Annotated in this window: 13 protein-coding genes; 7 read left to right on the top strand and 6 right to left on the bottom strand. The window is 64.1% G+C overall.

Annotation, left to right across the window (positions count from 1 at the left end):
- Positions 1 to 2 precede the first annotated feature (2 nt).
- From gmhB to glyQ, 3 genes are read right to left on the bottom strand one after another with little or no spacing between them, the layout of a single operon-like run.
- Positions 3 to 542: a D-glycero-beta-D-manno-heptose 1,7-bisphosphate 7-phosphatase gene (gene gmhB, locus AC6LJY_RS19540; RefSeq protein ID WP_314357448.1), complete on the bottom strand. Its 540-nt coding sequence runs from the start codon at positions 540 to 542 to the stop codon at positions 3 to 5.
- A complete protein-coding gene (glyS, locus tag AC6LJY_RS19535) occupies positions 539 to 2,677 on the bottom strand; it encodes a glycine--tRNA ligase subunit beta (RefSeq protein WP_498136573.1) in 2,139 nt (712 codons plus the stop codon). Before glyS ends, gmhB begins: the two co-directional genes overlap by 4 nt.
- Entirely contained in the window at positions 2,678 to 3,589 is a 912-nt protein-coding gene (gene glyQ / locus AC6LJY_RS19530) for a glycine--tRNA ligase subunit alpha (protein ID WP_046806489.1), read from the bottom strand.
- 278 nt (positions 3,590 to 3,867) lie between these two features.
- Here glyQ and AC6LJY_RS19525 point away from each other — a divergent pair, with 278 nt between their 5' ends.
- Together AC6LJY_RS19525 and AC6LJY_RS19520 are read left to right on the top strand one after the other, a co-directional pair.
- A complete protein-coding gene (locus AC6LJY_RS19525; RefSeq protein WP_046806488.1) occupies positions 3,868 to 4,635 on the top strand; it encodes a crotonase/enoyl-CoA hydratase family protein in 768 nt (255 codons plus the stop codon).
- A 125-nt stretch (positions 4,636 to 4,760) separates the two neighbouring features.
- The gene (locus AC6LJY_RS19520; RefSeq protein ID WP_006217560.1) at positions 4,761 to 6,284 is read left to right on the top strand and encodes a fumarate hydratase; all 1,524 of its coding nucleotides are present in this window, start codon (positions 4,761 to 4,763) and stop codon (positions 6,282 to 6,284) included.
- Between the two features lie 81 nt (positions 6,285 to 6,365).
- Here AC6LJY_RS19520 and AC6LJY_RS19515 read toward each other — a convergent pair whose 3' ends face one another.
- From AC6LJY_RS19515 to AC6LJY_RS19505, 3 genes are read right to left on the bottom strand one after another with little or no spacing between them, the layout of a single operon-like run.
- Positions 6,366 to 7,598, bottom strand: coding sequence for a CaiB/BaiF CoA transferase family protein (locus tag AC6LJY_RS19515; RefSeq protein WP_314357450.1), 1,233 nt, complete (start codon positions 7,596 to 7,598; stop codon positions 6,366 to 6,368).
- Positions 7,595 to 8,455: a MaoC/PaaZ C-terminal domain-containing protein gene (locus AC6LJY_RS19510; protein WP_498136572.1), complete on the bottom strand. Its 861-nt coding sequence runs from the start codon at positions 8,453 to 8,455 to the stop codon at positions 7,595 to 7,597. Before AC6LJY_RS19510 ends, AC6LJY_RS19515 begins: the two co-directional genes overlap by 4 nt.
- A gap of 7 nt (positions 8,456 to 8,462) precedes the next feature.
- Positions 8,463 to 9,377, bottom strand: coding sequence for an SDR family NAD(P)-dependent oxidoreductase (locus AC6LJY_RS19505; protein ID WP_498136571.1), 915 nt, complete (start codon positions 9,375 to 9,377; stop codon positions 8,463 to 8,465).
- Positions 9,378 to 9,527: 150 nt separating this feature from the next.
- Here AC6LJY_RS19505 and AC6LJY_RS19500 point away from each other — a divergent pair, with 150 nt between their 5' ends.
- The 5 genes from AC6LJY_RS19500 to AC6LJY_RS19480 all read left to right on the top strand — a co-directional run bounded on the left by AC6LJY_RS19500 (position 9,528) and on the right by AC6LJY_RS19480 (position 18,431).
- On the top strand, positions 9,528 to 10,433 hold the full coding sequence (locus tag AC6LJY_RS19500) for a LysR family transcriptional regulator (RefSeq protein WP_120153927.1): 906 nt from the start codon (positions 9,528 to 9,530) through the stop codon (positions 10,431 to 10,433).
- A 230-nt stretch (positions 10,434 to 10,663) separates the two neighbouring features.
- Positions 10,664 to 11,659, top strand: a complete 996-nt coding sequence (locus AC6LJY_RS19495; protein WP_104143457.1) for a Bug family tripartite tricarboxylate transporter substrate binding protein — start codon at positions 10,664 to 10,666, stop codon at positions 11,657 to 11,659.
- Between the two features lie 176 nt (positions 11,660 to 11,835).
- Positions 11,836 to 14,346 (top strand): type VI secretion system Vgr family protein, encoded by a 2,511-nt coding sequence (locus AC6LJY_RS19490; RefSeq protein WP_498136570.1) that lies wholly within the window; start codon positions 11,836 to 11,838, stop codon positions 14,344 to 14,346.
- Positions 14,347 to 14,421: 75 nt separating this feature from the next.
- On the top strand, positions 14,422 to 16,785 hold the full coding sequence (locus tag AC6LJY_RS19485; RefSeq protein ID WP_498136569.1) for a T6SS effector phospholipase Tle3 domain-containing protein: 2,364 nt from the start codon (positions 14,422 to 14,424) through the stop codon (positions 16,783 to 16,785).
- A complete protein-coding gene (locus AC6LJY_RS19480; protein ID WP_498136568.1) occupies positions 16,785 to 18,431 on the top strand; it encodes a type VI lipase adapter Tla3 domain-containing protein in 1,647 nt (548 codons plus the stop codon). Before AC6LJY_RS19485 ends, AC6LJY_RS19480 begins: the two co-directional genes overlap by 1 nt.
- Positions 18,432 to 18,436 lie beyond the last annotated feature (5 nt).

Raw genomic sequence — 18,436 nt, 5'->3', positions numbered from 1 at the left:
AATCAATTGTCCTGAAGCAGAATGTCGACCACGGCCGACAGGTCTTCGCAGACCCGGGTGTTCTCGGGCAGGCCGCCCTTGGCCAGCGTCTTCTTGCCGTTGCCGGTGTGCACCAACCACGGCGCGCAGCCCACGGCCGCCGACGCTTGCAGATCGCGCAGCGAATCGCCCACCGCCGGCACGCCGGCCAGGCTGATGTCGTAGCGATGGCCGATCTGTTCGAACAGGCCCGGGCGCGGCTTGCGGCAGGTGCAGTTGTCATCCGGCCCGTGCGGGCACAGGAACACGGCGTCGATCGCGCCGCCCACGGCGGCCAGTTCGCGCCGCATCTTGGTGTGGATGGCGGTCAGCGTGTCCATGTCGAACAGGCCGCGCGCCAGGCCCGACTGGTTGCTGGCCACCACCACTTTCCAGTCGGCCTGCGTCAGCCGCGCAATGGCTTGCAGGCTGCCGGGCAGGGCGATCCATTCGTCGGGATTCTTGACGAACGCATCGCTGTCCTGATTGATGACGCCGTCGCGGTCTAGGATGATCAGTTTCACTGTGCCAGCCTGGAAATGTCGGCCACCTGGTTCATCAGGCCATGCAGCTGGCTCAACAACGCCAGCCGGTTGGCGCGCACGGCCGGGTCTTCGGCCATGACCATGACGTCGGCAAAGAAGGCGTCCACCGGTTCGCGGGCTTGCGCCAGCGTGGACAGGCTGCCGGCAAAGTCGCCGGCGGCCAACTGGGCTTCGGCTTGCGGGCGCAGCGTGGCGACCGTGGCGGCCAAGGCCTTTTCAGCCGGCTCCACCAGCGCGGCGTCGTTCACCGAACCGATCTCGCCTTCAGCCTTTTTCAGCAGGTTGCCGATGCGCTTGTTGGCGGCGGCCAGACTGGCGGCTTCGGGCAGTTGCGCGAATGCGGCGGCGGCGCGCACGCGTTCTGCCACCTGATGCAGCGGCGGCGTCAGCGCAATCACGGCTTCCACCGCGTTGCGGTCGAAGTCGTTGATGAGCTGGTTGCGATAGCGCTCGTAGATGAAGGTGCGCACTTCGGCCAGCGTGTCGGCGGGAATCTTCCCGGCGGGGAAGGTGCCGGCGGCCAGGGTCAACAGGCCGTCGAGCGACAGCGGGCCGTCCTGGCTGACCTTCAGCCAGCCGCCGGCCGCCAGTTGTTCAAACGCGCTGATCAGGCCCAGCGCCGCGCGGCGCAGGCCGAAGGGGTCGCGCTCGCCCGTGGGCGCCAAGCCGATGGCCCAGATGCCGACCATCGTTTCCACGCGCTCGGCGATGAACAGCGTGGCGGCGGTCAGCGTGTCTTGCGTGACGGGGGCATCGTAGCGGTTGCGGTATTGCGTGCGCAGCGCTTGCACGACGCTGTCCGGCTCACCATCGCCGGCTGCGTAGTAAGCGCCCATGATGCCTTGCAGCTCGGGGAATTCGCCCACCATGTTCGAACCCAGGTCGGCCTTGGCCAGCATGGCGGCGCGGTCGGCGGCGGCAACGTCGCCGCCCAGCTGTTCGGCCACGCCGCGCGCGATGGCGCGCACGCGTTCGACGCGTTCAAGCTGGGTGCCCAGCTTGTTGTGATAAACGATGGAACCCAGCTGCTCCACGCGCGATGCCAGCGGCGTCTTGCGATCGGTTTCGAAGAAGAACTGCGCATCCGCCAGGCGCGGACGCACCACGCGCTGGTTGCCTTCGACGATGTTCACCGGGTTGTCCGTGTGCATGTTGCTCACGATCAGGAAGCGGTGCGTCAGGCGGCCGGTGGCCGGGTCGAACAGCGGGAAATACTTCTGGTTCAGCCGCATGGTCAGGATCAGGCATTCCTGCGGCACTTGCAGGAACTGCTCTTCAAACTGGCCCACGTACACGGTGGGGTGTTCGACCAGCGCCGTCACTTCGTCCAGCAGCGCGGCCACTTCCGGGTCATCGCCCAGCGTGGCCGACAGGCGGCCGGCGTGGTCCAGCAACTGACGCTGGATCTCATCGCGGCGGCCTTCGAAGGACGCCACGACGCGGCCTTTTTCCGCCAGCGTGGCGGCGTAGGAATCGGCATCGGCAAACGAGATCGGGCCGGCGGACATGAAGCGGTGGCCCAGCGTGTCGCGGCCGGCCTGCATGCCCAGCGTGGACACGGGCACCACGTCGGCGCCGAACAGGGCGACCAGGCCATGCGCCGGGCGCACGAACTTGACGGTGGTGACGCCGTCGGCCAGCTGATAGCGCATCACCTTGGGAATCGGCAGGCTGTTCAACGCCGTGTCGATGCCTTCCTGCAAACCGGCAGCCAGCGACGAACCGGTGGCGGTGCCGCGGGCAACCAGGTAGTCCTGCTTGCCGTCGGACTCGCGGTCCAGCGTGGACAGGTCAATGTTTTCCAGGCCCTTGGCGGCCAGCTTCTTTTGCAGTGCGGGCGTGGCCTTGCCGTCTTCGGTCAGGCCGATCTTGGCGGGCATCAGCTTTTCGGCATAGGGCTGGTCGGGCGCCTGCGCCAGCACGGCGGACAGATGCACGGCCAGCCGGCGCGGCGTGGAATACGCGGTCACGGCGCAGCCGTCGGCCAACAGGCCGTGGCGTTCCAGCGTGGCGCGCACGCCTTCGGCAAAGGCCTGGCCCAGCTTTTGCAGGGCCTTGGGCGGCAGTTCTTCGGTCAGCAGTTCGACCAGCAGGGGGCGGATGTTCGTCGTCATTTATGCTGCCTCCCCGGCGGCCTGGTTGCGGCGCAGCATGGGAAAGCCCAGTCGTTCGCGGGAATCGAAATAAGCCTGCGCGACGGCGCGCGACAGGTTGCGGATGCGGCCGATGTAGGCGGCGCGCTCGGTCACGCTGATCGCGCCGCGCGCGTCCAGCATGTTGAAGGTGTGCGCGGCTTTCAGCGCGGCCTCGTAGGCCGGCAGCGCCAGGGGCACTTCCATCAGGCGCTTGGCCTCGGCTTCGTAGTCGTTGAAGTGCGCAAACAGCATGTCGGCCGACGAGTGCTCGAAGTTGTAGGTCGACTGCTCGACCTCGTTCTGGTGGAACACGTCGCGGTACAGCACGCGGTTGCCGTTGGCGCCTTCGGTCCAGACCAGGTCGTAGACGCTTTGCACGTCTTGCAGGTACATGGCCAGGCGTTCCAGGCCGTAGGTGATTTCACCGGTGGTGGGGGTGCAATCCAGCCCGCCCACCTGCTGGAAGTATGTGAATTGCGTCACTTCCATGCCGTTCAGCCAGACCTCCCAGCCCAGGCCCCAGGCGCCCAGCGTGGGGTTTTCCCAGTCGTCTTCCACAAAGCGGATGTCGTGTTGGGTGGGGTCGATGCCCAGCGCCTTCAGCGAACCGATGTACAGGTCCAGGATGTCGGGCGGCGCGGGCTTGAGCACCACCTGGTACTGGTAATAGTGCTGGAGACGATTGGGGTTTTCGCCGTAGCGGCCATCCTTGGGGCGGCGCGAGGGCTGCACGTAGGCGGCGCGCCACGGCTCCGGGCCGATCGCGCGCAGGAACGTGGCCGTGTGCGAGGTACCGGCGCCGACTTCCATGTCGTAGGGTTGCAGCAGGGCGCAACCCTGCTTGTCCCAGTATTCCTGGAGCGTAAGGATGATTTGCTGAAAGGTGAGCATAGGATTCTTGGAATTCGACCGCCGGGCAAGGCCTGCCGTGGGCGTGGGAAACCGGGCATTTTAACTGGCCCGGGGCCGTCCCGTTTGGCGGGCGCCGCCGCGCGGTTACATCTATGTCCTGGTGGCATCCCCCGGGCGGGCCAGGTGTGCCCCTGGCGGACGCTTGGGGGCGGCCTCGCTGCGCCTGCAAACCAATGGTCGTATGATTCCGGGTTACGTCCCAAGTCTTATATAAAACCCGGAACCCGATTCCGAGAAATCCCGGAAGGAGCAGTCCTATGTCAGACCTGATCACGGTGGAAGTCACCGACGGCATCCAGATCATCACGATCAACCGCCCCGAAGCCAAGAACGCCATCAACCTGGAAACCGCCCAGGCCATGGCCGCCGCGCTGGACCAGCTGGACAGCCGCGACGACATCCGCATCGGCATCCTGACGGGTGGCGGCGGCACGTTCTCGTCGGGCATGGACTTGAAGGCGTTTGCCAAATCCGGGCAGCGCCCCTACGTTGAAGGCCGTGGTTTTGCCGGCCTGAACGAACGCCCGCCCAAGAAGCCGCTGATCGCCGCCGTGGAAGGCTACGCGCTGGCCGGTGGCTGTGAAATGGCCCTGGCTTCCGACCTGATCGTGGCCGCCAACAACGCCAAATTCGGCCTGCCGGAAGTCAAGCGCGGCCTGGTGGCCGGCGCCGGCGGCATGCTGCGCCTGCCGCGCCGCCTGCCGTACCACATCGCCATGGAAGTGATCTTGACGGGCGAAATGCTGACGGCTGAACGCGCTTACTCGTTCGGCCTGGTCAACCGCCTGACCGAGCCGGGCGGCGCATTGGCCGGCGCGCTGGAACTGGCGCGCGCCATTGTTGAAAACGGCCCGCTGGCCGTGCAGACCGCCAAGAGCATCGTGTCGCAGGCCGTTGATTGGGAACAGGACGGCATGTTCGACCGCCAACGCCCGTTGATCGCCCATATCTTTTCGTCGGCCGACGCCAAGGAAGGCGCGACCGCTTTCGCTGAAAAGCGCAAGCCGGTCTGGCAAGGCAAGTAATGAGTATCTCCGGCCGCCTTTCAAGGCGGCCGGGCAACAATAACGATCTGTGCTCCCTTGTGGTTAGCTTCACCCGCCAGCCGCGTTTTCAATATCCAGTTTTCCATCTAGACCCGCAAATCGCCATGTCCGTCATCATTAAAGAAGAAGACTTCATCCAGTCGATAGCCGATGGCATTCAGTTCATCAGCTACTACCATCCCGTCGACTACATCCGCCATCTGGCGCGCGCGTACGAGCGCGAGGAAAGCCCCGCCGCGCGTGACGCGATGGCGCAGATCCTGACCAACTCGCGCATGTGCGCCGAAGGCAAGCGTCCGCTGTGCCAGGACACCGGCATCGTCAACGTCTTCCTGAAGATCGGCATGAGCGTGCGCTTTGACACCAAGCGCACCTTGCAGGAACTGTGTGACGAAGGCGTGCGCCGTGGCTACCTGAACCCGGACAATCCGCTGCGCGCCTCCGTGCTGGACGACCCGCTGTTCGCCCGCAAGAACACGCGCGACAACACGCCCTGTATCCTGCACGTCGAACTGGTCCAGGGCGACAAGGTCGACGTGCAGATCGCTTCCAAGGGCGGCGGTTCTGAAAACAAATCCAAGTTCGCCATGCTGAATCCCAGCGACTCGCTGGTGGACTGGGTGCTGAAAACCGTCCCGACGATGGGCGCCGGCTGGTGCCCGCCGGGCATGCTGGGCATCGGCGTTGGCGGCACCGCTGAAAAGGCCATGCTGATGGCCAAGCAGTCGTTGATGGAAGACATCGACATGTACGAACTGCTGGCCCGTGGCCCGCAGAACAAGCTGGAAGAACTGCGTATCGAGCTGTACGAAAAGGTCAACGCGCTGGGTATCGGCGCGCAGGGCCTGGGCGGCCTGACGACCGTGCTGGACGTCAAGATCAGCACCTTCCCCACGCACGCCGCGTCCAAGCCGGTTGCCATGATCCCGAACTGCGCCGCCACGCGTCACGCGCACTTTGAACTGGACGGCACGGGCCCCGCGCGCCTGGACCCGCCGTCGCTGTCCGAATGGCCCGAAGTGCATTGGGCGCCGGACTACAACAAGTCCAAGCAAGTCGACCTGAACACGCTGACCAAGGAAGAAGTGGCCAGCTGGAAGCCGGGTCAGACGCTGCTGCTGTCGGGCAAGATGCTGACCGGCCGCGACGCCGCGCACAAGCGCATCCAGGACATGCTGGCCAAGGGCGAGCCGCTGCCGGTGGACTTCACCAACCGCGTGATCTATTACGTGGGCCCGGTGGATCCGGTGGGCGATGAAGTGGTCGGCCCCGCCGGTCCCACCACCGCCACGCGCATGGACAAGTTCACCGACATGATGCTTGAGAAGACGGGCCTGATCTCGATGATCGGCAAGTCCGAACGTGGCCCGGTCGCCATCGAAGCCATCAAGAAGCACGGCTCGGCCTACCTGATGGCCGTGGGTGGCGCGGCCTACCTGGTGTCCAAGGCCATTCGCGGCGCCAAGGTGCTGGGCTTTGCCGACCTGGGCATGGAAGCCATCTACGAATTCGACGTGAAGGACATGCCGGTGACCGTGGCGGTGGACGCCAAGGGCACGTCGGTCCACACGACGGGTCCGAAGGAATGGCAGGCCAAGATCGGGAAGATCCCGGTTGCCGTGGCGTAATCCACGCAGCGTTGCGCGCTGACATAAAAACGGCCGCTGAGAAATCAGCGGCCGTTTTTTTGACGCGGTTTGGCATGGCCCCTAGGCGCCGCGCGTGCCCTTCGTGAACGCTGCTATCGCGTCCGAAGATTTTCCCAGCACCTCGCGCAGCACTTCCTCCGTGTGTTCGCCCAGCAGCGGTGGCGCGCGCCGATACACCACCGGCGACCCCGAAAAGCGCAATGGGCTTGCCGTCACCGGCGCCACGCCGCCCAAGGGATGCGGCATGTCCCGACGCAACTGCCGGGCCTGCGCCTGCGGGTGCGCAAAGGCCTGCGCAATATTATTGATCGGGCCGCATGGCACGCCCACCGCTTCCAGTTTGGCAATCCAGTCGTCGCGGCGGCCTTCCTGCATGATCGCCGTCAGGATGCCGATCAGTGTTTCGCGGTTCGTCACGCGCAACCGGTTTGTGGCAAAGCGCGGGTCGTCGCCCAATTCCGGCACGCCGATGGCGCGGCAGTACGCGCGGTACTGCGATTCATTGCCCGTGGCCACGATCAGGTGGCCGTCGCTGGCGGCGAACACCTGATACGGCACCACGTTCTGGTGGGCGTTGCCCGCGCGGGTGGGGGCCACGCCAGAGTTGAAGTAGTTGGAATTCTGGTTTGCCAACAATGCCACGTGGCTGTCCAACAGGGCGATGTCCAGATGCTGCCCCAAGCCGCTGCGATGCCGTTCCTGCAAGGCCGCCAGAATCGCCACCGTGGCGTACATGCCGGTGACGATGTCTGTCACCGCCACGCCCGCCTTCTGCGGGCCGCCGCCGGGCAAGTCGTCGCGTTCGCCGGTGATGCTCATCAGCCCGCCCATGCCTTGGATCATGAAGTCGTAGCCGGGGCGCTGTGCAAAGGGTCCGTCCTGTCCAAAACCCGTGACCGAGCAGTAGATCAGGCGCGGGTTGACGGCCTTCAGGCTGTCGTAGTCCAGCCCGTATTTGGCCAGGCCGCCCACCTTGAAGTTTTCGACCAGGATGTCGCTGACAGCGGCCAGCTCGCGGATCAGTGCCGCGCCTTCGGGCGTGGCCATGTCCGCTTCCACCGAACGCTTGTTGCGGTTGGCGCTGAGGTAATAGGCGGACTCGCTGGTGTCCTGGCCGTCGCCATCCTTCAAGTACGGCGGCCCCCAGGCGCGTGTGTCGTCGCCCACGCGCGGGCGTTCGATCTTGATGACGTCGGCGCCCAGGTCGGCCAGGTTCTGCGTGCACCAGGGGCCGGCCAGGATGCGCGACAGGTCCAGCACGCGGATGCCGTCCAGCGCGGGCGCGCGCGTCATGATTGCACCGTCGCGGTACCGTGGCTCATCACCACGACGTTGCGTTCGCGCGAGCGCGCCAGGAACTGGATCTGCCCGTCCGGCAGCCGCCAGATGTCGCATTGCAGCGTTTCACCGGGATACACCGGCGCCGAGAAGCGCGTGTTCAGGCTGGTCAGCCGCGAGGCGTCGTAGTCGCAGCAGCTTTTCACGATCGCGTGCGCCACCACGCCATACGAGCACAGCCCATGCAGGATGGGGCGCGGATACCCGGCCTGGCGCGCGACCTCGGGGTCGACATGCAGCGGATTGGGGTCGGCGTTCAAGCGATACAACAGTGCGGCATTGGGGGCGATGCGCATTTCGCAGCGCAGGGTCGGGTCGCCCTGCGGCGCGGCGGGCAGGGGCTCGGGGCTGGCATCGCCCTGGCCAAAGCCGCCGTCGCCCCGGCAGAAGGTGCTTTGCCGCAAGGTGGCCAGGCAGGCGCCGTCCTCGCCGTGCAGCGTGCGTTCGGTGATGACGATGGCGCCTTTGTCCGCGCCCTTGTCGATCACATGCGTGTTGCGGCTGCGGCTGCTGACCTGGCCCGCCGGCGGCAGCGGCGCGTGCACGGTCAGGCGTTGTTCGCCGTGCACCACCTTGACCCAGTCGATGCTGCTGCGCGCATCGCGCACCCAGAAGCCCGGGTACGCCAGCACGACGCCCATCGTGGGAAATGCTTGCAGGTCTTCTTCGTACACGTAGCGCAGCTGGCGGGTGTCCTCGGGGTCCTGGCCCAAGCCGATGCCCAGCGCGTACAGCATGGTGTCTTTGTGGTCGTAGCGCTGACGGACCTCGTCAAAGCGCCAGTTCTTTACGGTCGCGTAATCCAGCGGCATGGCGGTCTCAGATGGGGTCCCAGTCGATCACGTCGGGCGAACGCTCCAACGCGTAGAAGTGCTTGCGCATGGCAGGCACGGCGATGTCGGCGATGCGTTCGGGCGTCCAGCCTTCGCTGTGGTGCACCGTGCGAAGCGGGCGCGGCTGGCTGATCAACATGATTTCGTTGGCGCGCACCGCGAAGATCTGCGCGGTGATTTCGCTAGCCGCGTCGCAGGCCAGAAACACGGCCATCGGCGCGACCTTGCCCGCTTCCATCTTCTTCAATTTTTCGACGCGCGCTTTCTCTTCGTCGGTTTCCGCCGGAATGGAACTGGTCATGCGGCTCCAGGCAAAGGGCGCAATGCAGTTCGAACGCACGTTGTAGCGCGCCATGTCCAGCGCGATGGATTTGGACAGCGCCACGATGCCCAGCTTCGCGGCCGCGTAGTTGGCCTGGCCGAAGTTGCCGATCAGGCCCGAGGTGGATGTCATGTGCACGAACGCGCCCGATTCCTGCTCGCGGAAATACGGCGCGGCCGCGCGGCTCATGAAGAACGAACCGTTCAGGTGCACGTCGATCACCTGGCGCCATTCTTCTTCGCTCATCTTGTGGAAAACCCGGTCGCGCAGATTGCCCGCGTTGTTGACGACGGCGTCAATGCGTCCGAACGCGTCGATGGCCGTCTGAACGACGCGGCTGGCGCTGTCGTACGCCGCGACGCTGTCGGTGTTGGCCACCGCCTGTCCGCCGGCCGCCGTGATTTCGCGCACGACTGCTTGTGCGGGGCCTTCGCCGCCGCCTTCGCCGGTCAGCGACACGCCGATGTCGTTCACCACCACCTTGGCGCCCGCCTCGGCCATCGCCAGCGCAATGCTGCGCCCGATGCCTCCGCCCGCGCCGGTGACGACCACTACCTTTCCGGAAACGATGCCGCTCATTGCCCTGACTCCTTTGCTGCGGCGCACGCGCCGTCGATGGAAAACAGTTCCGCATCAACCGGTCTGGTTCATGGGAATGCCCCATGGTAGATTCGTGGCGGCATTCGAAGAATTCAAAATTAGAAATGCCCCCCTTCTGCGTGGTGGAACATGAGACATGATCTGACGGACCTGCGTTTGTTCTTGAACGTGGGCGAAACCCTCAACCTGACCCGGGCCGCGGAACGCACGTTCCTGTCCTTGCCGGCGGCAAGCGCCCGGGTCAAGCACATGGAAGAAGCCTTCAAGGCGCGCCTGTTGGTGCGGCTGGCCACGGGCGTGGCGCTGACGCCGGCGGGCGAGGTGCTGCTCAAGCACGCTAATGCCGTCTTTCGACAGCTGGAATGCCTGAACGCCGATCTGCAACCCTATGCCAGCGGCCTGAAAGGGCGCTTGCGCCTGCTGGCCAACACCACGGCCACCAATTCGTTCCTGGCCGATGCCTTGTCCACGTTCCTGGCGGAAAACCCTGACGTGGACGTCGAGCTCGAAGAGAAAATTTCTGGCGACATTGTCATCGCCATCCGCGCGGGCGCGGGTGACCTGGGGCTGGTGGCCGGCAATATCGACGTGGAAGGCCTGGATGTCACGCCCTTGTTTCGCGACGAGCTCACCGTGGTGACGTCGCTGGACCATCCGCTGGCCGCCTCCAAGTCCGCGCACTTCGCGGACCTGGTCGACGCCTACCAGTTCGTGGGCATCCACCCCGACAGCGCCATCCAGACCTTTCTGGAAGACATTGCCAGCGGCCTGGGCAAGCGCCTGTGCCAGCGCGTGCACGTGGGCAGCTTCGAAGCGGTGTGCCGCATGGTCGAGGCGGGCGCGGGCATTGCCGTGGTGCCACGCGCCTGCGCCGCGCGCTACAGCCGCCCCGATGCGCTGCACGTGCTGAAGCTGGAAGACGCCTGGGCGCTGCGCGACCGCTTGCTGTGCCGCCAGCGCGGCCGCGACCTGCCCAGCTTTGCCGAGTGCTTCATCGAACACGTGCAACGCGCGGCGCGCGGCCAGTCGGCGTAAGCCGGCCCTCGTGCGTATGTCGTAGGCGCGACGGGACGTAGGGAAATTCCTGTCCGATGATCGAACATTGAAGCGGGTACGAAAGAGGGGCTTTTGAAAATGTGTAGCGGCGAATCCGGGCTCTCGGAAAATAATAAAAAAGCGTGAGGCGACCCACGCGAAGAAAAAGAGCGGCGGGCGGCAGCATCCAACGCCTGATCGCGAACAACACCGAGACCCAGGAGACCGCAGTGATTGATCCTCAACGCCGCCGCGTCATCGCGGGGCTGGGCGCCGCGTGCGCCTCGGCCGTGCTGCCCACTTTGTTTTCATCGCCCGCACGCGCCGCCACGTGGCCCGGCCATGCCGTGACCTTCATCGTGCCGTTTCCGGCGGGCGGGCCGGTGGATACCACCGCGCGCTTCACCACGCAGCCGCTGGGGCAGATGTGGTCGGTGCCCACCGTGGTGGACAACAAGTCGGGGGCGGGCGGCATCGTCGGCGCGCAGTTCGCGGCCAAGGCCGAGCCCGATGGCTACAACTTCTTTTTCGCATCCATCCATCACGCGGTGCTGCCCAGCCTGCGCAACAACCTGACGTACGACATCACCACCGATTTCGTGCCGGTCGGGATGGCCGCGGTGTTTCCCATCGTGCTGGTGGTGAACGCATCGCTGCCGGTGAACTCCGTCAGCGAATTGATCGCCTACGCCAAGAAGAACCCGGGCAAGCTGTCGTTCGGGTCGTCCGGCACGGGCGGCGGCACGCACCTGGCGGGAGAATTGTTCAATGCCATGGCCGGCATCCGCATCCAGCACGTGCCCTATCGCGGCAGCGCGCCGGCCATGCAGGATTTGCTGGGCGGACAGGTGCAGGTGATGTTCGCCGATGGCCCGTCCGCCGTGCCGCACCTGAAGGGCGGCAAGGTCCGCGCGCTGGGCGTGGGCAACCCCACGCGTTCCAGCATGCTGCCCGACGTACCCACCATCGCCGAGTCGGGCCTGCCCGGCTACGAGGCCTATTCCTGGAGCGGCGTGATGGCGCCCAAGGGCACGCCGCCCGACATCGTCAAGCGCATCAATGCCGACATGGTCAAGGTGCTGTCCGACCCGGCCACGGCCAAGAGCTTGATCGCGGCGGGCGCCGAGCCCAAGCCCGGCACGCCCGAACAGTTCGGCGCGTTCGTGCGCGACGAGATCGTGAAATGGCGCGACCTGATCAAGACGGCGAATATCAAGCTGGAATAAGGCAGATGAGATAGAGCAGATGAGATAGAGCAGATGAAATAAGGCAGACCGCATCGGGCAGATTGATGAATCCGGATAGGGGCTTCGGATTGCGCTGCCGCATTTCAGATTTGTTCTATATCTGTTTGGCGTGGGGTCGGCTAGGCTCCCGGCAGGAAATCCTTACGGACTCTGCCATGCCCAGCCAGTCGACGTTCCGTTTCACCTTTGAGCCTGTGAAGGCAAGTGCGATCGGCGCTGCCTTCGACGTTGTCGAGTTCACGCTGGACGAAGCGCTGTCGGAAACGTATCGCTTGACGCTGTGGCTATCCAGCACGGCATCCGACATGGATATCGGCGCCATGCTGGACGAAGCGGCCTTGTTCACCATCTGGCATGGTGCGCAAGCCGCGCGCCACGTACACGGCATCGTCACTGAATTTGAACAAGCCGCTACCGGCTTTCGCCGTACCCGCTATCGGGCAGTGGTCGAACCGTCTTTGGCGCGTGCCGCCCTATGTTCCGATTGGCGCATCTATCAGCACCTGTCCGTGCCCGAGATCATGGCCGACGTGATCAAGCGCCAGGGCATCACCGACTACGAACAGTTCAGCACCCACGAACACCTGCCGCGCGAGTATTGCGTGCAGGCAGGTGACACGGACCTGGCTTTCCTGGACAGGCTTGCCGCCGAGGAAGGCTATTTCTATTACTACGCGCATTCCGACGGCGGGCATCGTCTGATCCACGGTGACCGCATCACCCTCAACGACGACATCCCGGGTGATCCGGTCATCTACCACCCCACCCGCGGCGGCGACCCGCCCGCGCCCGGCTTGCAGCGCTTTAGCTATACCGAGCGCGTACGTACCGCCATCCAGACACAACGCGACTACACCTATACGCACCCCCGGTACGAGCAGGAACACAGCGCTGTCGCCGTGGATCAGGCGCATCAGGACACCCGCTACGAGCGTTACGACTATCCCGGGCGATACAAGCGTGATGAGGCGGGCAAGCCCTTTACCCGGACCCGCCTGCTGGGCCGGCGTAACGACGCTTGCAGCGCGTCAGTCGAAGGCGATGACCCGCGCCTTGTTCCCGGCCTGGCCTTTTTGTTGCAGGGCCACGCGCGCAACGAGTGGAACCGCAAGTGGCGCCCGGTACGTATGCACCACCATGGGGTTCAGCATGTCAGCCAGGAGCAAGACGGCGCGGACGCCCGGTCAGGCACGCACTACGGCTACACGGCTGAACTTGTGCCCGATAAAACAGACTGGAAGCCGTCGCCCCGCGGCAGACCGTGCATCGATGGCCCGCAAACGGCCACCGTTGTCGGCCCGCCCAACGAAGAAATCTTCTGCGACGAGTTTGGCAGGATAAAAGTGCAATTTCCCTGGGACCGCCTCGGCCGCAACAACGAACACAGCTCGTGCTGGATACGCGTGGCGCAGGATTGGGCGGGCGCGCAGTGGGGGCATATGGCGGTCCCGCGTATCGGTCAAGAGGTCGTCGTGAATTTCTTGAACGGTGATTGCGACCAGCCAATTGCCATGGGGCGGCTATTCCGCGCGACCAACCTGCCGCCTTACGCGCTGCCCCGGCACAACACGATTGCCACCATCAAATCCAAAGAGCACAAAGGGCACCGCGCGAACGAACTGCGGCTGGACGACACCTTGGCGCAGATCAGCGCGGCGCTGATGAGCGACCATGCCGCCTCCGAACTGCATCTGGGTTATTTAACGCAGCCCCGGCCCGACGGCGGGGCGCCCCGTGGTGAAGGGTTTGAGCTGCGCACGGACGGACAGGGCGCGGTGCGCGCCGCAAAGGGGATATTGCTGACCACAGACGGACAGGCACACGCCAAGGGCGGACAGCTATCCCGTAGCGAACTGGTTCAGAGCTTGGAAAGCGCGCTGGAATTGGCCCGTAACCTGGGCGAATACGCCGCCCGCCACGAGGCGCTGACGCTTGACCCCACGCGCCAACAGCAGCTGACGGACAACGTGCGGGACCTTGGGCATGGCGCCAACGACGAAGCCGGGGGCAGCAACGGCGGCCAACCCGTTATTGGGTTGAGCAGCCCGGCGGGCATTGCCGTGGGGACGCCGGCGTCAATCACCCTGGCGGCGGGCGGCAACGCGGATACCGTCGCGCAGAAGAACCTGCACCTGACGGCGGGGCAATCCGTCGTTGTGAACGCGGGGCAGGGAATCAGCCTCTTCACACAAGGCGGGGATATGCGGCACATCGCTCACCAAGGCCAGATGCTGTTGCAGGCGCAACATGGCAGCGTGCGCGTGCAGGCCGAAAAAAGCGTTGAAATTTCCTCGGCCGACGCGCATGTCCTGGCGGTCGCCGACAAGCACATCACGCTGTTGTGCGGCGGGGCCTACATCAAGATGCAGGATGGCGCGATTGAGCTCGGCTGCCCCGGCGCGTTCACGGTCAAGGCGGCCAGCCACCAGATGTTGGGGGCGGCTAGCTTGGCAGCGGAACTCCCCCGGTTTGACCTTGGCCAGACCCAACGAAAATTCATCGTGACTCTGCCGGACGGTGTGCGCCCGGTGGCCCACCGCCGCTACACGATCACATTGAACAATGGCGAAACCGTCCAAGGCATCACCGACTCGCAAGGCGCGACGCAGTTGGTGCAAAGCGACGCAGTGCACATCGCGACGCTGACTGTGCACGACGCCGATTGACGCGGCCAGGGGGCGGGCCGTGATGCGATTGGCCGGGCTGCCAACGGGCCAATTCACTTCGACCAAGGAGGTTCCATGGCAACACATTCCGTCCCATTGACGGGCCAGCCCGAGGCGCTACTGTTGCCCGGCGCGCGCCCTGCGATCGTCCGGGTACAACAGGCAAAGCCCTGCGTGGTGATTCTGATTCACGGGGTGAATGATCTGGCCGGCGTGTATGACGACCTGGAAACCGGCATCTGCGTGGGCTTGAATGAGCGCCTGGATCATTTGAAGGCCGCGGACGGCAGCAGAAGCTGCGCCGCCCTGAACCCCGCCAGTTACCGATTGCCCGCCGAGGATCAGGGCGCGGCGCCCAATCCTGACGCCGTCTACTATCGCCGCCGAGCATCCGCCGGCAAGTTCGGCGGCGCGTCGCGCAGTGTCGTTATCCCGTTCTATTGGGGCTTTCGCGAAGAAGAGCAATACATCGACAAGAAGACCGAGCACGGAGAATGGCTGGACCGCTACCACAACAGGCTCGACAAAGACGGCATCAAGCAGGGCGGGATGTTCGCGAACGCCACGACCTCCATCCCGGATATGTGGGGTGAGGGCTTCTCCGGCAAGCTGATGGGCCTGCTGCCGATCAACCCCTTGTTTGGGTCGCCCGACCACCCACTGGTCATGGCGCCCAGCCGCAAGTACATGCTGCTGGCGGCCAGGCGCCTGGCCATGCTGGTGAATATGATTCGCGCCTATCGCCATCCTGGCGGCAAGACCACCGGCGAAAACGACACAATCAACGTGGTCGGGCACAGCCAGGGCACGCTGATCACCCTGCTGGCCAACGCCTTGCTCAAGGACGAAGGCAAACGCGCCGTGGATGCGGTCATCATGATGAACCCGCCATACAGCCTGCTGGAGTCCCGCTTCGAGCGCATGGAGATGTCCGAAGCGCAGCAGACCACCAAGGCGCGCGTGACAACGCTTGCGAATATCGTTGGCTTCATCGGCGCAAATCCCAACCCGGTGCCCACCTTCGCTCAGATGGCCGACCCCTCAAGCCCTTCCTGCATCGGTGGATTGCGTTGGGATGGCTTGCAATGCCAGACCACGCTGGAGGGCAAAGACGTTGCCTTTTCCGAGCGTGACAATCGCGGCCGCGTGTTCCTCTACTTCTCTCCCGAGGACAAAACCGTCGGCATGCGCAATGTGCAGGGTATCGGCTGGCAAGGCATTGCCGACACCTTGACTTACCAGGCCATGCCTGCGCACAAGCCAAGGACGATGGTGGATTTCGTGCCCACGATGGTGGGCAACATGGCGAAGCAGTGGGTGGGTGATATTTACGGCCCCGGATTGTCCGCACTGGGTAGCCATTTTCATCAACGCGTATTCACCATGCGAGCGCGGGACGGCGAGAGCCAACCCATTGGTTTGCCGCCAACGCAGGACTACGTCTTGCGCCGACAGCATGAAAGCACCTGGGAGGGTTCGGGCATGGGCCTGCCGCAGCGATGGGCGGCCAACGCCGACTTCGCGCCTGGCCAGTCGGTGCCCATCAATGCGCCAGCCCTGCCGCAGCCGTTTCTGGCGGACTTCAGGTCGGGCGGCGTGGTAATGGCCGAGCAGGCATCGGCGGGTATTGCACCGGTACACGCGCCGGATGATCCGATTGATGCATCGATTGCCATTACGAACAAGGGAATACGTGTGGCGGGTACTCGCGTGGTGACCTTACCGGAAGGCGCCGGACCGGTCCCGCAAACCTATAGCTCCCGCAGTGGGGGCATGGCATATGCGCCATTGCTTGAAGCAGAACTCACGGGTTTGAACGACCCGTTGCGTAACCCGTACAGCGCGCCGGAGAACAACGAATGGGCAGCGGACTGGCACCGGATCACCCTGGTCGAGCATGTGGGCGGGCGTCGCTTTAACGTGACATATCAGGAAAGCCCGAACGAGGCGCGTCGGCGAAGAATGGACGCGGGGGTGGACGAGCAAAGCCCGATCTCCTTTCATTCATCAATTCCCGCGAATTCGATGCATAGCCAACGCGCGATGGCGTACGACCTGGCGATAGGGCAGGCACGCAGTATTGATGATGAGCCGTTCTATGCGTATTTGTGTCGGGTGGCGGATTGGAGGATGGCTTGGAAAATGACGGAAGAAGGCGCGCGTGGAGAAGTTGGGGGCAAGGACAACAAGCCAGATGGCGTTACACAGGCGTTCTATGACAGCGAGCCTGAGGCAGTTCGCAATCTGATAGACGCGACAGATCTTTACAAGAGTGGGGCGCTCACGGTTTACGACCGGGATGGGAAAGTGCAGATTCCGGGCGGCGGAATCTTGCCCCAAAGCATTGCCGACGCAAACATTCCGACACTTGTTGTGTCTCAGACTTTAAGAGATCGCGAAAAGGGCGGGCGGCGAGCTTCTCAAAAGGGATTTCCGTAATGAGGGCCTTCCGCACTTTCGTTGTGTTGGTTTTGGTTCCGGCAATGCAAATGCCGGGATTCGCTCATGCCGATGAATCAATTGAGGCCAGACTCGACGTTGAAGTCGCATGTCGGTTACAGCCAGTGCCCGAGGTATGGACTGGCGTTGATCCTATTTCTCCATCACCTGGGCCTGTCATGCCAAATTCTTCCGCGCCACCCACGTCAACGCGTATTGAAACGTTGGAGATCGTCAAGGTAGGGCTCAGTTTAGACGTGTACCGCCAAGGGCAAGTGTGGGCGCAAATTCAGCAGCAAGATAAGACGCAGTCTAGTGCTCTGCATGCAGCAACAATACTGCCTTCGAATCCTGATAATTATCCGACTATCGCCGAGGATAAAGACATGGCATGGATTCAGCGCAAGGGGAATGCGATGGAGTTGGCCCTCCTCGGCTTCCCGGAACGTTGGCCCGTTCCCACGCTGACAGTGGTGCGCGACTACGAGCCTACGCTGGATCGGCTGAGGTTCTCGCCGAAGAAAACTACCGTAACCTTGCATGAGATGGTCGAACGCGCCTGGAGCATAGGCGGATTGCATTGGCATCGGCGCAAGCCATTAAGACCCGGTGTGATCTGCAACAGTACGCCGGAGGAGTTTGTCGATTACGTGTTCAGGGTCTTCGAACAGAATCCCGATATGCCGGCGCTCCTGGTCTACGCGTTGGACGGCTATGCGATGCATTACGCCCTGGGCACTCGAGACGACAAGCCCATCGGCCTATCCTCAGGCCCCCGCCAACCGGGCGAGCTCACAGACGCCGTCACGGCCATCGTCTTTGCCCGCCCCGAGCGTCTGGACTGGTTGCGTGGCTTTGCCAAATACACCAAACCGCACAAGAACGACATCGACCCCGCCTTCACCGGCTGGCGCCGCAACCCGCCATACTCCTTTCAACCCAGCCCCTGGTTCCCTCAACCCATCACCGAGCGCGGCTTCCAGCAATGGGACCGCCTGACACCGTTGGCCCGGTTGCACCGTCCGGTCGAAGTCTCGCTGCAATCCGACGGCATTCCCCTGAAAGGCGACGCACGTCATGCGGCAATGGCAAACGCCTGGACACAGGCCGTGACGCCTCTGGCTCACGCGCCCGCCCGCGTGTTCTACGACGCAGGCTTGAACCGTTCCGCCCTGGCCGATCTGCTTCCCGCTTTGCAGATGGCCGACAGCTCGCTCGACCTGCTGGCTTCTGACCAAAGCTACGACCTGACGCAACGCCTGGGCGACACGGGCGCCGCGTCTCCCTTTGTTGGAATTGCGCTAGCCACCATGGCCAGCTATCTGAACGCCGACACCAGCGCCATCGTCCCGCTGCGCCGTGACGACCGGGTAACGGTGATCACCATCAGTTCACCGACGCCGGGCCAGAAGCCGGCGAACGATCCCTTTGGCGTGAAGCTGCGCCCGCAAACCCGTACCTTGAGCGAAGCGCCGTCACCGGAGTTTCTGCAACGGTTTGCGGAACTGACGCAAGAAAGCGCGCGTAACGCCCCGCCACCCGCTCGGTACGTGGACCCGGAGAAAATCGCGGCCGAGCAGCGCTTGCTGGATCAGTTCATCGCTGGCGGGCCGAGCATGGATTTGTTGGGGGAGTCGGAGAAGTGACGCCG

Source organism: Achromobacter sp. RT286_PF, from assembly GCF_059760425.1.
This window is presented reverse-complemented; position numbering and strand designations above follow the sequence as displayed.

Excerpts from the sequence above, each read along its gene's own strand:
- AC6LJY_RS19505 (WP_498136571.1), bottom strand. The coding sequence starts at position 9,377 with ATGAGCGGCATCGTTTCCGGAAAGGTAGTGGTCGTCACCGGCGCGGGC.
- AC6LJY_RS19520 (WP_006217560.1), top strand. The coding sequence starts at position 4,761 with ATGTCCGTCATCATTAAAGAAGAAGACTTCATCCAGTCGATAGCCGAT.
- glyS (WP_498136573.1), bottom strand. The coding sequence starts at position 2,677 with ATGACGACGAACATCCGCCCCCTGCTGGTCGAACTGCTGACCGAAGAA.
- AC6LJY_RS19500 (WP_120153927.1), top strand. The coding sequence starts at position 9,528 with ATGAGACATGATCTGACGGACCTGCGTTTGTTCTTGAACGTGGGCGAA.
- AC6LJY_RS19510 (WP_498136572.1), bottom strand. The coding sequence starts at position 8,455 with ATGCCGCTGGATTACGCGACCGTAAAGAACTGGCGCTTTGACGAGGTC.
- AC6LJY_RS19515 (WP_314357450.1), bottom strand. The coding sequence starts at position 7,598 with ATGACGCGCGCGCCCGCGCTGGACGGCATCCGCGTGCTGGACCTGTCG.
- glyQ (WP_046806489.1), bottom strand. The coding sequence starts at position 3,589 with ATGCTCACCTTTCAGCAAATCATCCTTACGCTCCAGGAATACTGGGAC.
- AC6LJY_RS19480 (WP_498136568.1), top strand. The coding sequence starts at position 16,785 with ATGAGGGCCTTCCGCACTTTCGTTGTGTTGGTTTTGGTTCCGGCAATG.
- AC6LJY_RS19485 (WP_498136569.1), top strand. The coding sequence starts at position 14,422 with ATGGCAACACATTCCGTCCCATTGACGGGCCAGCCCGAGGCGCTACTG.
- AC6LJY_RS19490 (WP_498136570.1), top strand. The coding sequence starts at position 11,836 with ATGCCCAGCCAGTCGACGTTCCGTTTCACCTTTGAGCCTGTGAAGGCA.
- AC6LJY_RS19525 (WP_046806488.1), top strand. The coding sequence starts at position 3,868 with ATGTCAGACCTGATCACGGTGGAAGTCACCGACGGCATCCAGATCATC.